Source organism: Brumimicrobium sp. (genome assembly GCF_048268645.1).
Taxonomy (GTDB): Bacteria; Bacteroidota; Bacteroidia; order Flavobacteriales_D; family Crocinitomicaceae; genus Brumimicrobium; species Brumimicrobium ulvae.
The window spans coordinates 84,760-98,034 of sequence record NZ_JBLWVE010000003.1 but is presented as its reverse complement, the minus strand read 5'-3'; the positions used below and the strand labels follow the sequence as shown (position 1 = coordinate 98,034).

The 13,275-nt window shown below is 35.0% G+C and carries 14 protein-coding genes; 6 read left to right on the top strand and 8 right to left on the bottom strand.

The genetic code is table 11. The features are described from left to right. Positions 1-44: 44 nt before the first annotated feature. A complete protein-coding gene (locus ACN0U3_RS04485) occupies positions 45-758 on the top strand; it encodes a hypothetical protein (RefSeq protein ID WP_417265301.1) in 714 nt (237 codons plus the stop codon). A gap of 69 nt (positions 759-827) precedes the next feature. Here ACN0U3_RS04485 and ACN0U3_RS04480 read toward each other — a convergent pair whose 3' ends face one another. After that, positions 828-1,514, bottom strand: a complete 687-nt coding sequence (locus tag ACN0U3_RS04480) for a pseudouridine synthase (protein ID WP_417265300.1) — start codon at positions 1,512-1,514, stop codon at positions 828-830. Between the two features lie 159 nt (positions 1,515-1,673). On the opposite strand from ACN0U3_RS04480, the gene ACN0U3_RS04475 reads away from it, so the two are divergent. From ACN0U3_RS04475 to ACN0U3_RS04455, 5 genes are all read left to right on the top strand, one after another. Beyond that, entirely contained in the window at positions 1,674-3,110 is a 1,437-nt protein-coding gene (locus ACN0U3_RS04475; RefSeq protein ID WP_417265299.1) for a hypothetical protein, read from the top strand. Positions 3,111-3,390: 280 nt separating this feature from the next. Continuing rightward, a complete protein-coding gene (locus ACN0U3_RS04470; RefSeq protein WP_417265298.1) occupies positions 3,391-3,990 on the top strand; it encodes a SanA/YdcF family protein in 600 nt (199 codons plus the stop codon). Positions 3,991-4,098: 108 nt separating this feature from the next. Next, entirely contained in the window at positions 4,099-4,671 is a 573-nt protein-coding gene (locus tag ACN0U3_RS04465; RefSeq protein WP_417265297.1) for a cytochrome b/b6 domain-containing protein, read from the top strand. A gap of 283 nt (positions 4,672-4,954) precedes the next feature. Beyond that, on the top strand, positions 4,955-6,346 hold the full coding sequence (locus ACN0U3_RS04460; RefSeq protein WP_417265296.1) for a flavin-containing monooxygenase: 1,392 nt from the start codon (positions 4,955-4,957) through the stop codon (positions 6,344-6,346). Positions 6,347-6,440: 94 nt separating this feature from the next. Continuing rightward, on the top strand, positions 6,441-6,977 hold the full coding sequence (locus tag ACN0U3_RS04455; RefSeq protein ID WP_299201777.1) for a GNAT family N-acetyltransferase: 537 nt from the start codon (positions 6,441-6,443) through the stop codon (positions 6,975-6,977). Positions 6,978-7,195: 218 nt separating this feature from the next. Here the strand turns inward: ACN0U3_RS04455 and ACN0U3_RS04450 are convergent, their stop codons facing one another. The 7 genes from ACN0U3_RS04450 to ACN0U3_RS04420 form a co-directional block, all read right to left on the bottom strand. Continuing rightward, positions 7,196-7,798: a WbqC family protein gene (locus ACN0U3_RS04450; RefSeq protein ID WP_417265295.1), complete on the bottom strand. Its 603-nt coding sequence runs from the start codon at positions 7,796-7,798 to the stop codon at positions 7,196-7,198. Next, on the bottom strand, positions 7,798-9,702 hold the full coding sequence (lepB, locus tag ACN0U3_RS04445) for a signal peptidase I (RefSeq protein WP_417265294.1): 1,905 nt from the start codon (positions 9,700-9,702) through the stop codon (positions 7,798-7,800). Before lepB ends, ACN0U3_RS04450 begins: the two co-directional genes overlap by 1 nt. A 12-nt stretch (positions 9,703-9,714) precedes the next feature. Then, positions 9,715-10,464, bottom strand: a complete 750-nt coding sequence (gene dapB / locus ACN0U3_RS04440) for a 4-hydroxy-tetrahydrodipicolinate reductase (RefSeq protein WP_417265293.1) — start codon at positions 10,462-10,464, stop codon at positions 9,715-9,717. 59 nt (positions 10,465-10,523) lie between these two features. Then, positions 10,524-11,108, bottom strand: a complete 585-nt coding sequence (locus tag ACN0U3_RS04435; RefSeq protein ID WP_299201789.1) for a DUF5683 domain-containing protein — start codon at positions 11,106-11,108, stop codon at positions 10,524-10,526. Positions 11,109-11,112: 4 nt separating this feature from the next. Beyond that, the gene (locus tag ACN0U3_RS04430; RefSeq protein ID WP_417265292.1) at positions 11,113-12,015 is read right to left on the bottom strand and encodes a ParB/RepB/Spo0J family partition protein; all 903 of its coding nucleotides are present in this window, start codon (positions 12,013-12,015) and stop codon (positions 11,113-11,115) included. Next, positions 12,005-12,817 (bottom strand): ParA family protein, encoded by an 813-nt coding sequence (locus tag ACN0U3_RS04425; protein WP_299201795.1) that lies wholly within the window; start codon positions 12,815-12,817, stop codon positions 12,005-12,007. Before ACN0U3_RS04425 ends, ACN0U3_RS04430 begins: the two co-directional genes overlap by 11 nt. A 118-nt stretch (positions 12,818-12,935) precedes the next feature. Beyond that, positions 12,936-13,265, bottom strand: coding sequence for a DUF3276 family protein (locus ACN0U3_RS04420; protein ID WP_299201798.1), 330 nt, complete (start codon positions 13,263-13,265; stop codon positions 12,936-12,938). Positions 13,266-13,275: the final 10 nt, after the last annotated feature.

Genomic DNA, 13,275 nt, shown 5'->3' with positions numbered 1-13,275 from the left:
TCTTTAATCTACTATTTTTATGGGTTAAATTAACACAATTACTTATGAAAAACATTAAATTATTATTGGCCGCATTGGCAATTTCGTTTACTTTTCAAGTAGGAGCACAAAGTTTTACGACAGGAATGGATGGATTTTCTAGAAAGAAACCAGCAAAAATCACATTAAAAGATGGGACTGAAGTACAAGGTTTGATCAAGAAGTTGAAAAGAAAAAGAGGAAACTTTGTGAGTATCACTATTGAAAATGACAATGGGAAAGTAGAATACCTTTCAGATAAAATTCAACACATGTACCTTGCTCCAAGTGGATTGCAAAAAATATCTTCAGCAATTGAGACAGCAACTACTGTTGACAAGTGGAGTAAAACAGATTTAGATCCAGGTTTGATGAAAGATGGTTATGCTTTCTTTGAAACTACGGAGTTCAAGAGAAAGAAAAAAGTTTTTACTGGAATTCTACAGTTGGTAAACACTTCATCAGCAGGTGATATCAGAGTTTATTTCGACCCGTTAGCACGTGAAGGTGCTTCTTTTTCTCCAGGGGGAATTACTGTAGCTGGAGGTCTTGATAAATCATACTACGTTAAGCAAGGAGACGCACCAGCTGTTTACTACACCAAAAAAGAATATAAAAAAGAAGGAGCTAAACTTTATGGTGACTGTAAAGAAGCTGTAGAGAAATATAATGCTTCAGAGTCGGTGTGGAAAGAATTCCCTATTCATGTTCAGACTTACTTTGATCACTGCAACAAGTAGTCATCTATTTTAATCTTATAACTAGGTGTGTTTTGAGCAATCAGAACACACTTTTTTGTACATTATATTTTATAAATTCAAATCAGAAATGGTTTGATTAAAATGGGCTGGTAAGGCCGCCTTAACTTCTATTATTTTATCTGTAAATGGATGTGAAAAATGTATACTTTCGGCATGAAGTAACATCTTTTTTAGACCATACTCTTTTAAAAAAAGAGCGTTTTGTTTGTTGCATCCATGTGGACGATCACCTATGATGGGATGGCGGAGATGGTTTAAATGCTTGCGAATTTGATGCATTCTACCGCTTTGGGGAAAGGCTTCTATCAATGAATAACGTGAAGTGTTGAATTTCCCAAAAGCAAGTGGAACTTCAGTGTGTTTTAGTAAATTAAATTGGGTTAAAGCGTCTTGTTTTTTGCCTTCATCATTGATTAGTGGATGATCAACCGTTATAGATTCAGGAAAATAACCGCGAACAATAGCAATATATCTTTTTTGTGTCTTTTGATCTTGTAAAACCAACTGAAAGGGATGAACAAATTCTTTCTGCTTGGTAAATAATAAAATTCCAGATGTTTTTCTGTCTAAACGGTGGATAGGAAAGACTTGGTAACCAACTTGGTCACGCAATAATTGTAAAGCAAACTCTTGCACATCTCGTGCGATTTTTGTTCTGTGAACCAATAGTCCAGCCGGTTTATTGATCACGATCAGTTGTTCGTCTTCGTGTACTATTTCTAACTTTATCTCCACGGGCGTTTTTTCTGAAACAAATTTAGTTTTAAAAATGTGATATGATTTCAATTGAAGAAATTTCGTAATATTTTTAACTTCGTTTCAAGAATTAATGATAATTAAGATACTTCCTAAGGTTCTTATTCCTAATATTACTATTTTGATTCAAACTTATTTATGAAAGCACTAAAAAGAATACTACTTGCTGTCTCTGTCCTGATTTTACTTTGTATTGGAGGTGTGTTTTTGGTGGAGTCTTATATCGAAAAACAGCTGAAAAAAGAGGAGCAATTGAGTTTTGGCGAGTTTAAAATGAACTTTTTAGGGAATGTTTCTTTGCGAGAGGTAAACTTTAAAAACCAAAAGGTAGAGGTAAGCATAGAAGATGTGGCACTTGATATTGGACTGATTAACCTTATTTTTTCTGATACCATTATTGTAAAATCGTCTAAAGCACAAGGAGTGAGGGTTAATTATTATAAGCTTAGCTCAGATTCTAGTGAAGTTTCCAAAAAGAAAAGAGCATCTCGGCCCTTTGCATTGAAATCGATTGAACTTAGTGAGATGGATATATACTCTATTGAGGAAAAGGACACCTTGATTAGTGCCAAAGGTGTTGAATTAAGTGCGGAGTTAAAAGATTTGGAAAACATTAGTTTTGATCAATTGCTCAGGGTGAATCTCCAATCCTTGCATTATAAAACAAAGGATATTCACGATTTGAACTTGATGAACTTAACCTATAGTAACAACATTTTACAATTGGATACTTTCAGTGTTTTGACACGTTATTCAAAAACAGAATATATTCATCATATCCCACAACAAAAAGATCATGTCTCGTTTTTTGCACATGGAATAATCCTAGATAGCGTTGATTTTGTATTGCGCAATAACGAATTGGAAAAAGTGTTGTTTAATAAAATCAATATTGACTCACTGAATTTAGATGTTTATCGGGATAAAACCATTCCACAAAACACTCAGCATAAGTTGACTTATGGACAAATGGTTCAACAATTGAACTTCGAAATCGATGGTGAAATTTTGGAAACAAAAAACTCAAAAATCACTTATTCAATGCTTGGAGAAGATCGAAAACTCAGCACGATGGACTTTTTTGACGTGAATGTTCAACTCTTTAATATTCACAACCTTCCAGAAAAAAACAAAAATGCTATTCTAAAAGGTACTTTTTGTGTCAGTCCTGGATCTATGGTAGGGGTTGATATTGCTTATAATCAATTGGCTAAAATAGAAACTTTTATCATGGACGTCCACGCCAAAAACATCGAAACTAATGCTGTGAATAGCATGTTGAGACCTGCAGTGAATGTCGAACTGAGTGGGAAAATAACAGAGTTAAAGTCACACATGAAATCTAGAGGTACCGCCCACGGAACTTTTATGGTTCAGTCCCAAAACATTGAACTTGATGTTTATAATAAAAAAGGAAAGGAAAGAAAAATAGTTTCATTTGTGGCCAGTAAACTGCTTGATCCACCGATTAAAAAAAACAGTGAAATTAAAGATTTTGAGCGCGACCCAACAAGGTCTATGTGGCATTACATGTGGTATTTTGTTTTAGAAGGATTAAAGAAGACCATCATTTAAATTGAGCATTAAATCTCATTTTTATTTCTGAAATTTAGATTGGATTTATGATTCTTAAGAACTAACTTTAACCAGCAATAAGAAAACAAATGTTCAAAGCATTCATTGCTTACTTTAAGCTGACAAAACAATAATAACATTTTCATCTTTGAATCAGTGTAAGTTTTCAAACTTAGAAGATTTTCATCTATGAAAACAACAGTTAAAGGAATTGAAAAATAGATTTATAAAATTTATTCAAAGGAAGAAGAAGAAAGTTCTGCTAATAACAGTCTTGCTGGTGGTATTTCTTTTAGTATTTGCAATTGTTTCGAATCAAATTATCGTCAATACAGCGGAAGGTAAAACCTATTTTGATACAGATCAAATTGAATCAAATCGCGTTGGAATGGTCTTGGGGACAGCCAAATATAGGGCCAAAGGTGGAATCAATTTGTATTTTAAATACAGAATAGATGCTGTTGTAGAATTGTACAATAGTGGAAAAATAGCATTTGTACTTGTCAGTGGAGACAACAGTACACAATATTATAATGAACCTGAAGCGTTTAAAGAAGAACTTGTAAAACGCGGTATTCCTGCCGAAAAAATATTTTTAGATTATGCTGGTTTTAGAACTTTGGATTCCGTTGTCAGGGCTAAAAAAATATTCGGACAAGTTAAGTTGACTATTATTTCTCAAAAATTTCATAATGAACGAGCGATTTATTTGGCAGAGAAAAATGGAATTGATGCTGTAGGATTTAACGCCAAAGATGTTTCTAAATCTTACGGATTTAAAACAGCTGTTAGAGAGTACTTTGCCAGAAGTAAAGCTGTTATTGATTGTTTTTTTGGAGTTAATCCAAAATTCTTAGGTGAGCCCATCACGATTAAGTGATTCATTTCAGTTCGAGTGTCTTACCTCCTTATTTATATAGAATCTAAGTGCTAGATTTAGGTATTTAATTTTGCAATGAACTATTTTTGTCATCGTAATACACTTCCCATGAAAACGAAATCCTACTCGCGCATTTATAGAATAATACATTGGGCTATTGCCATTTGCTTTACCTTTCTTTTACTGACCATATTCCTGCGCATGACGTGGCTCAATAAATTTAATATCGCTGAAATTATTGGTGACTTTTTGACGACTAAAAATCAACAATTATCTGAAGAAGAACTCATTCAACTAGGAAAACAAATTAGAAAACCAATGTGGAATTGGCATATTTATGTGGGTTATGTCTTAACGGCCTTGTTTTTAATTCGTTTTACACTGCCTATTTTGGGGTATATGAAGTTTCAAAATCCACTTGAGCATCACATCACGAGGAAGGAAAAGTTTCAAAGGTGGGTGTATATCTTATTTTATTTTGGTGTGGTGATTTCTTTGGTAACAGGTCTTATTATTTCATTGGGACCAAAAGAATTTAAGAAGTCTATGGAGTTTTTCCATGTCAAATCATTATTCTATTTAATTCCGTTTATTTTGTTGCATATAGGTGGTGTTCTGTATGCTGAATTTACCAATCAGAAAGGGCTCATATCCAAGATTATCAGTGGGTCAAAGAAATGAAATTAGGAAAATCGCTAACAATTCACTATGTTTGCACAGGTTTTTGAAAAACACTTTAAGAGAAAAAGCCGCAAATGGCCCTCTTGTTTCTCTTTTTTAGTTCCCCCTTTTACTGGGCAGCTAATCGTTATAATAACAGACATAATGTCTCAGTTATTTCTATAGAAAAAAGTTTAATTGAACTTTTCTCTGCCTTAAAAAGCAGTTTTTTTATTAAAAAGTAAGTATTAATTAGTCGAACTCCTTGTGCAAATTGTGGAGTGTCGTCAAAATATATAAAATTATGAGTAAAAAACGTGTAGGTATTATCGGCGCTGGACCTAGTGGTTTAGCACAACTTCGAGCATTTGAAGCAGCTAAAAAAAAGGGCGTAGAAGTCCCTGAAATAGTGTGTTTTGAAAAACAAAGTAACTGGGGTGGAATGTGGAACTACTCCTGGCGAACTGGAGTAGGGAAGTATGGTGAACCAATTCACGGAAGTATGTATAAATATTTATGGTCGAATGGTCCAAAAGAATGCTTGGAATTTTCTGATTACTCTTTTGATGAGCACTTTAAAAAGCCCATTTCATCTTATCCACCACGTCCTGTTCTTTTTGATTACATTCAAGGAAGAATTAAAAAAGACAATGTAAGGGATTATATTCGTTTTGATACCACTGCAAGATGGGTGAGTTTTGATGAAGAAACTAAAAAGTTTACTTTGGTTTTAGATGACTTAAAAAACGATAAAACCTATTCTGAAGAATTTGATTACCTCGTTGTTGCATCAGGGCATTTTTCAACGCCGAATATGCCCTACTTTAAAGGAATCGAAAACTTCCCAGGAAATGTAATTCATGCCCATGACTTCAGAGGTGCAGATCAATACAAAGATCAAAACTTATTATTGATTGGAAGTAGCTATTCTGCCGAAGATATCGGAGTACAATGTCATAAGCACGGTGCGAAATCGGTGACGTTAAGTTACAGATCGAACCCAATTGGTCTTGATTGGCCAGAAGGAATTAAGGAAATGCCTCTGGTAACGCATTTTGAAGATGACGTAGCGCACTTTAAAAATGGTGAATCTGAACGTTTTGACGCAGTTATTATGTGTACAGGATATCAGCATAAATTCCCATTCCTTCCAGATGAGATGCGCTTGAAAACGAAGAACAACTTATACCCTAATCATCTTTATAAAGGTGTTTTCTTTAATGATTTACCACAGTTAATTTATCTGGGGATGCAAGATCAATATTATACTTTTAATATGTTTGATGTTCAAGCATGGTTAGCACGTGACTACATGTTAGGAGAATTTAAACTGCCTTCAATTGAAGAAAGAAGAAAAGACATCGATTATTGGTTGGATAGAAATGATAAACTGGAAACAGGGCATGATCATGTTGATTTCCAATCGGATTATATCAAGGACATCATAAAACTTTCGGATTATCCTGAGTTCAATATTGATAAAGTAGCTGAAATGTTCAAAGAATGGCTCAATGATAAAGAAGAAAATATTCTTACCTATAGGGATAAAACTTTTCAGAGTGTTGTTACTGGAACGATGGCTGCGGAACACCATACTGAGTGGATGGATGAAATGGATGACAGTAAAGAAAGATATCTTTATGAGCCAGAAGAAGAGGAGCCAGATGATGTGAAAATGAATACAAAAAGAATTTAAGTAGTGTAACTATTTCCATTCATATTTTATTAAAAAAACACTGGGGTCGATTGAAAAATCGGCCCTATTTTTATGCTTTGTTATTATACGCGAAATGAAAAGAACAAGACATACCTCAACACTTCATTCTGACTTTAAAATGGCCTGGAACCTATATCAAAATGCTTTTCCATCCAATGAAAAAAGAGAACTGGATATTCAAGAAGTAGTTTTAAAACATGAAGATTATCATTTTGAAGTGATCCATAAAGATGAAGAGTTCATCGGCTTTATTGCTTGGTGGCAATTTGATGGATTGAAATTTATTGAACACTTTGCAACATTAGATCTCCATAGAGGAAAAGGTTACGGGAAGTCTATTTTATTGGATTTTATTGCTGAAAGTCCTGACAATATTTTGTTAGAAGTCGAGCCGCCAACTACAGAAATGAACCAACGTAGAATTGGTTTTTATGAACGACTTGGATTTATCTTAAACTTGCATCCATACCAACAATTGCCACTTAGAAAACAGGGTGAATTAGTTGACTTATTGGTAATGACAACTCCGAATGCTATTAGTGAAGACGATTTGAAAAAATTTAAACGCGATTTTAAAAAGAAATGTTACGATGACGTAATCGGTGATTGAAAGGATGTGTTTTAAAAAACAAATACCCCTAAAAAGCGCGAGAGAGAATGGACAGGCGTCCTTTCTCTCTCGCTAATCAACCTAACCTAACCACCTAAATCACTGTAAAGATACTTAAATATTACTTCCGTGCAAGTGATAATTATAGAAAATATGTTAAATTTCAAACCGATAATGTTATCACGTTGATATACAGGGGTTTTGATCTGATAATTTTATTACCTTTTTTGAGGAAGGAGATAGTTTCTTGCTAAAGGACCTTGATTCATGATCAAATCAAGAATAGATAAGTTGGGATAAAATGGATATTTATCAGAAAAAACTTGAATGTATGGTTTTTGAACTATTTCGAAAGATTTTTTGTCTAAAGCAATCCGATGATCTTCTGAGTTTTCTGGAACTACGTAGTCCGAAGTAAAAGAGATTTTAATATCTAAATCTAACCATTTTAAAAACTGTTTAAGAATAATTAAATTGAATTTGTAAAGCTCGTTTTCTTCTTGATAAATTAATGCTTTGACCTGCGGACCATAATAAAAGAAATAAGGGGCGTGCTTATAGCTACTTTCTATTGCTTTCCAATGGTCTTTTTGCCAATTTATGTCGTGGGTAATCAGGATGTCTTTCACTGGACTTTTACTTCCATTGGGACGCATTACGGGCACACTGAGGTACATTGGACCGTTGCTTTCCAAGATTTGGGTACGGTTCCGCCATGTTTGTTTTTTATAATGTTCAAACAAATCAATCGCTATCTCATTGCGCTGTGCAATAGATTGAAAGTAGGGGATGGTACCAAAATAATTCGAAGAATAAATCATTATTCAATGCCAGTAAATAACCTTTCCCAACGAACTCCTCCCGCTGGATGCTTTGAGTACCAAACCATCGATGCTTTTCCAACAATATGATCTTCAGGAACAAATCCCCAAACTCTAGAGTCAGCGGAGTTGTATCGATTGTCTCCCATCATCCAGTAATAATCCATTTCAAAGGTGTAATGTGTTGCAAGTTCTCCATCTATGAAATATTGACCATCCTTTTCTTCAAAGGAATGTAATTCATAAGCCGTAATAATTCTTTTGTACCAAGTGACAGTATAAGGGTTTAATTCTATTGTTTCTCCTTTCTTTGGAACCCAAAAAGTAGAAAAGTTAGATTCTGTATTGCTATGGTCAAAAGACTTTGGATAATATTGTAAATTCCCTACTTTCTCACCTGGAGATTGTTTAGAAACATCAGCAATTAATCGATTGTACAGTTTGAATTGAGCTGAAGGGTATTTTGACTTTAATGTAGCTAATTCTGTTTCTGTAAGATTCATCGCTCCTCCATTACTACTATAATAATCTCTATTGAGTTCTAATCCATACTTACTTTTCATTACTTGAGGAGAAGGAAGTGAAATGTTAGAAACAATGTATTGTAAGTTTTGATGCTCGAAGATTGGAGCAGCTTCGCCATTCACATAAACTTGTGCATCCTCTATTCGTATAGAGTCACCAGGAATTCCAATACAACGTTTGATGTAATTTTCTCTCTTGTCAACAGGTCGATAAACAACTCCATAATGCGAAATTACTCTTTCTTCTGAATTAGAGTAAGTTCTCTTGTTGACTGCAATTTCATGACGTGCTTTGTCTTTCCAAGATTCGAAATCGTCTATAAAATCTTGGTACAAATTATTGACAATTTTTTGAATGTTTTTTTCGAGTTTTTGCTGCTCTATTGCCATAACACTATCCAGCTTTGACTCTTCATATTTTTCGGACAACTGTGCTCTTCTTTTTTGAAGTTCAAGATTTCGGTCAGGAATTTTACTCTTGTCAATTGACGTTTCAAATAACCTACGGGCTTCACTGTTTACAATACCATGATAATCGTGCCCCATTAATCCATTTGGCATTCTTGGGTCATAAACAGCAGTGTCTCCAGAAGGATAATTGAATACCACAACATCGTAGTTTTTTACTTCCGACCAACCTGGTAAACGAGTGTATTCTAATTTTTCCAATGTCGTGTATGACTTGATGTCAACCCATGGAATGGTATTGTGTACAAGCGGGAAGGAGAGAGGAGTAACAGGAACTTTCGAACCGTAGGTCATCTTATTCACCACTAAAAAATCTCCCACCAATAATGTTTTTTCCATGGATCCAGTTGGGATTTGGAAAGGTTCAAAAACATAGGTTCTAATTCCACTTGCAGCAACTAAGGCAAATAAAATACTGTCTCCCCATTCTTTGATGATTGTTTTGCGTCCTTTTTTCTTCTTTTGTAATAAGCCTAAAGTTAATGCTACGGCATGTCCGATAATGGGTAAAGTTAAAAAGAGGACCAAGTGATCTCCGTTTTTTCTGCGTTCAATATCAGTTTGCTTTTCCCAATCTGTGGTGAATGTTGGCTGAACAGTTTCGTCATTCGCAATCTTGGCCATAATCAGGAAAGGGAAGAAAATTCCTTGTAAAGTATCGGTCAATGAGAAGAATCCATGTTTACGGATATAGCTAACATTAAATACCATCCACATTACAATATGAATTCCTGGGATGACCATTAAAAAGGCCCACCATGCAGGTTGACCAGCAATTTTTGAAGCAATGGCATAGTTGTAACCTGGAATCAGTGCCTCCCATGATTTGCGTCCAGCTTTAGGAAAACTCTTCCACCACATTGCGATGTAAGGATAGATCAGAAAAAATAAATAATAATATAATGCAGACATTGTTTTTAATTTTTAAGAAAGTTGTAATACATCTTTCATTGTAAATATTCCTTTTTTGTTTTGAATCCATTCTGCGGCAATCACAGCGCCAAGAGCAAATCCTGTTCTGTTGTGTGCTTCATGTTGAATAGAAATGGTATCAATTGTTGATGTATAATCGATGCGGTGTGTACCTTTAACGTCGTGCTCACGTAGGGCTTCAATTTTCAAGGACTTTTCTTGGACTTGATTATTGCTGTTTTTATGAGTGCTTGATGAACTAGCGGTTGGACAATACCAATCGGTAAGATTACTGTAGTTGTGAATTAATCCGTCGGCCAAAGTAATTGCTGTTCCACTTGGTGCATCTAACTTTTCAGTGTGATGTATTTCGGTGATGCTCGGAGTGTATTCCGCATATTCCTCCATTAGTTGGGCCAATTGCTCGTTCAGTTTGAAAAATAAATTAACGCCTATACTAAAGTTTGATGCGTGTACTAGTGCTCCATTGCAAGATTCAACTTGTGTTTTTACTTTTGAATATGATGCATTCCAACCTGTTGTTCCAACAATCGTTGGAATGTTGTTGCGCAATAAGAAGTCGATGTTTTCAAGCACTGAATGTGGTGTTGAGAAATCAATGGCAACATCAGCATCCTTAATCATAGCATCGTTTAATGGTGATTCTTCAGTAGCTTTACCAATAATGTCATGACCACGCGAAAGAAGAATCTTTTCGATTTCCTTTCCCATCTTTCCATATCCAACTAGTACCACTTTCATTTCATTCGTTTTTTGAAGCTTTACAAATTTACTTTTCTATTGCATTTTATCGACTTTAATTAACGAAAATTAAGTGTCAATGCAAGTCCTGGAGTTTTGAAATCGTGCATTCTTGGTTGAAGACTTAACGTAAGGTCTTTTGAAACATCAAAGTTCACAAAGTGGGCTTCAACATGTGCATCAAGGATGTTCAATCCATAAACCGCGATGAAGGCAAATATCATTAAGTCCCTGTTCGTACGAGCATTTTCAAAAAGCGTAAGTACTCCTTGATTATCATAAGCTGCATACGCTGGTAAGTCTGGGTTGGGATACCCTTTCTCAACCCTGAATAAATATTCTGATTTTAATGTTTTTTGCGTCAAATGATTTTGAATGGCGAAATAACCAGTAGCTCCTAATCCAGCGTAAATAATAGGAATTTTCCAAAATGCTTTTTTCTTTCCCTTTGGCATTGCCAAGTGATTGTATATTTGACCCCCTCCTGGAACAAGAGATAGCAATGCTGCTTTTTTTGGGGAATGCGTACTGTCTTTTACTAACGTTACGCTCAAAGTATCCAGATCACCAGATTTTTCTGCATCGGTTTCTTGGGCATTGATTGCGAAAGGGGTAAAAAGAAGAAGAGCAAGAATTAATCGCATTCTTTTATTCGTTCAGTATTTCAATTATTCTATTCAAATCAACTTCAGAGTTGAAATTAATGATCAGTTTACCATTTCCAGAAGGCTGTTTTTTGATTTGAACTTTTGCAGCCACTTTTTCTGAGAATCCATTGGTGAATTGACTTTGTTGTTCGGTAACGACAGGTTTAGCCGTACTTTTTTTCTTTTCTTCTGTGTTGTTGTTTTTTTCTTCACGTAAAATATTTTCTAGATCACGGACAGAAAGCTTTTCATTAATGACACGTTCGAAAATTTCAATTTGTTTATCTGTATCATCAATTCCAACTAAGGCTCTTGCGTGTCCCATTGAAACTTCATTTTCCCTAACAGCCAATTGAATTTTAGCAGGAAGTTTAAGCAAACGCAGATGGTTGGTAATCGATGTACGACTTTTAGAAACTTGTTGTGCTAATTTTTCTTGCGTCAAGTTACATTCTTGAATCAAACGATGATAAGAAAGCGCAACCTCAATGGCATTCAAATCTTGTCTTTGAATGTTTTCCACCAATGCCATCTCAAGCATTGTTTGGTCATTTGCAACACGAATATAAGCAGGAATTTCTTTTAATCCAGCCATTTGTGAAGCCTTAAATCGACGTTCCCCTGAAATAAGTTGATATTTGCTACGTCCTAATTTCCGTACAGTAATTGGTTGAATAATACCATGGGTTGCAATAGAGTCACTCAACTCTTGTAAGGCTTCTTCTTCGAAATGTGTCCTCGGATTAAATGGGTTGGCTTCGATTGCACTAATTGGCAACAAAGCAACCGATCCCAATACGGATGCATCAGATAAATCTTCAGAGGTAATATCCGTTAAAGAACTTTCTAATAGTGCACTTAATCCTTTTCCAAGTGCTGGTCGTTTTTTAGAACTAGAGCTCATCTTCTAATGAAATTTTATTGTTGTCGTCTGTTAATTTTGTCGCTTCTTGTTTTTGTATAATCTCTCTTGCCAAGTTCAGGTAATTCACAGCCCCCTTACTTGTTGCGTCATGCATGATGATTGTAGCACCGTGTGATGGAGCCTCAGCCAAGTTGGTATTCCTGTGAATGACAGTGTCGAAAACCAAGTCTTGGAAATGGGTTTTTAATTCTTCCACAACATGATTCGCTAAACGCAACCTGGTGTCATAAAGTGTAATTAAAATCCCTTCAATATCCAAATCTGTATTTAAACGTCCTTGAATAATTTTGATGGTATTCAAAAGTTTCCCCAATCCTTCTAGTGAATAGTATTCTGATTGTACAGGAATAATTACCGAGTTGGCCGCACTTAGTGCATTTACTGTAATCAATCCCAAAGAAGGAGAACAGTCAATAAGGATAAAGTCATAGCTGTCTTTTACCTTGTCTAAAACCTTCTTCATAAGGTATTCACGTCCTGGCATATTAATCATCTCCAGTTCTGCTCCAACCAAATCAATGTGAGAAGGTAGGATGTCCAAATTAGGATTTTCTGTTTTTAAGATGACTTCAGAAGGATGTACATCATTGATTAAGCAATCATAAATATTTCTGGTCTGACTTGGGTCAAAACCAACTCCAGATGTTGCATTTGCTTGAGGATCTGCATCTACAATCAAAGTTTTATACTCCAATACCCCAAAACTACCTCCTAAATTGACAGCTGTAGTTGTTTTTCCAACACCTCCTTTTTGATTTGCAATGGCAATAATCTTCCCCATATTATTTTAAGTTTTCTAAATAGTACAAATGATTGAACAAGATACGCAATATTAATTTATTGGTACGCTTAAAATCGTAAATTTATAGTAACAGATTTTTGTTAGAAAATCAGTACCTCTACGGTAAATCCTCAAAATCAACTGAGGAGAAGTCAGATAGGTCTGTTTCTGCCTCTGCAAATTTCCCCTCTTGTTTAAGCTCGTTAATTTTATTAATGGACTCGCCTAAAGCATCACTGAATTTTTCGAAATCTTCTTTGTATAGAAATATCTTGTGCTTTTGAAAAGTGGTTTTCCCATTTTGAATAGACTTTTTGCTTTCCGTGATCGTTAAGTATAAATCATTATTACGTGTTGACTTTACATCGAAAAAATAGGTTCTTTTTCCAGCACGGACTACTTTTGAGTGTACTTCTTGCTGACTTTCATAGTTCTGCTCCTCGTTCATATCATGAATA

Coding starts and splice junctions, on each gene's coding strand:
- ACN0U3_RS04425 (WP_299201795.1), bottom strand. CDS start 12,817: ATGGGGAAGATTATTGCCATTGCAAATCAAAAAGGAGGTGTTGGAAAA.
- ACN0U3_RS04475 (WP_417265299.1), top strand. CDS start 1,674: ATGAAAGCACTAAAAAGAATACTACTTGCTGTCTCTGTCCTGATTTTA.
- ACN0U3_RS04420 (WP_299201798.1), bottom strand. CDS start 13,265: ATGAACGAGGAGCAGAACTATGAAAGTCAGCAAGAAGTACACTCAAAA.
- lepB (WP_417265294.1), bottom strand. CDS start 9,702: ATGTCTGCATTATATTATTATTTATTTTTTCTGATCTATCCTTACATC.
- dapB (WP_417265293.1), bottom strand. CDS start 10,464: ATGAAAGTGGTACTAGTTGGATATGGAAAGATGGGAAAGGAAATCGAA.
- ACN0U3_RS04450 (WP_417265295.1), bottom strand. CDS start 7,798: ATGATTTATTCTTCGAATTATTTTGGTACCATCCCCTACTTTCAATCT.
- ACN0U3_RS04485 (WP_417265301.1), top strand. CDS start 45: ATGAAAAACATTAAATTATTATTGGCCGCATTGGCAATTTCGTTTACT.
- ACN0U3_RS04435 (WP_299201789.1), bottom strand. CDS start 11,108: ATGCGATTAATTCTTGCTCTTCTTCTTTTTACCCCTTTCGCAATCAAT.
- ACN0U3_RS04465 (WP_417265297.1), top strand. CDS start 4,099: ATGAAAACGAAATCCTACTCGCGCATTTATAGAATAATACATTGGGCT.
- ACN0U3_RS04455 (WP_299201777.1), top strand. CDS start 6,441: ATGAAAAGAACAAGACATACCTCAACACTTCATTCTGACTTTAAAATG.
- ACN0U3_RS04460 (WP_417265296.1), top strand. CDS start 4,955: ATGAGTAAAAAACGTGTAGGTATTATCGGCGCTGGACCTAGTGGTTTA.
- ACN0U3_RS04430 (WP_417265292.1), bottom strand. CDS start 12,015: ATGAGCTCTAGTTCTAAAAAACGACCAGCACTTGGAAAAGGATTAAGT.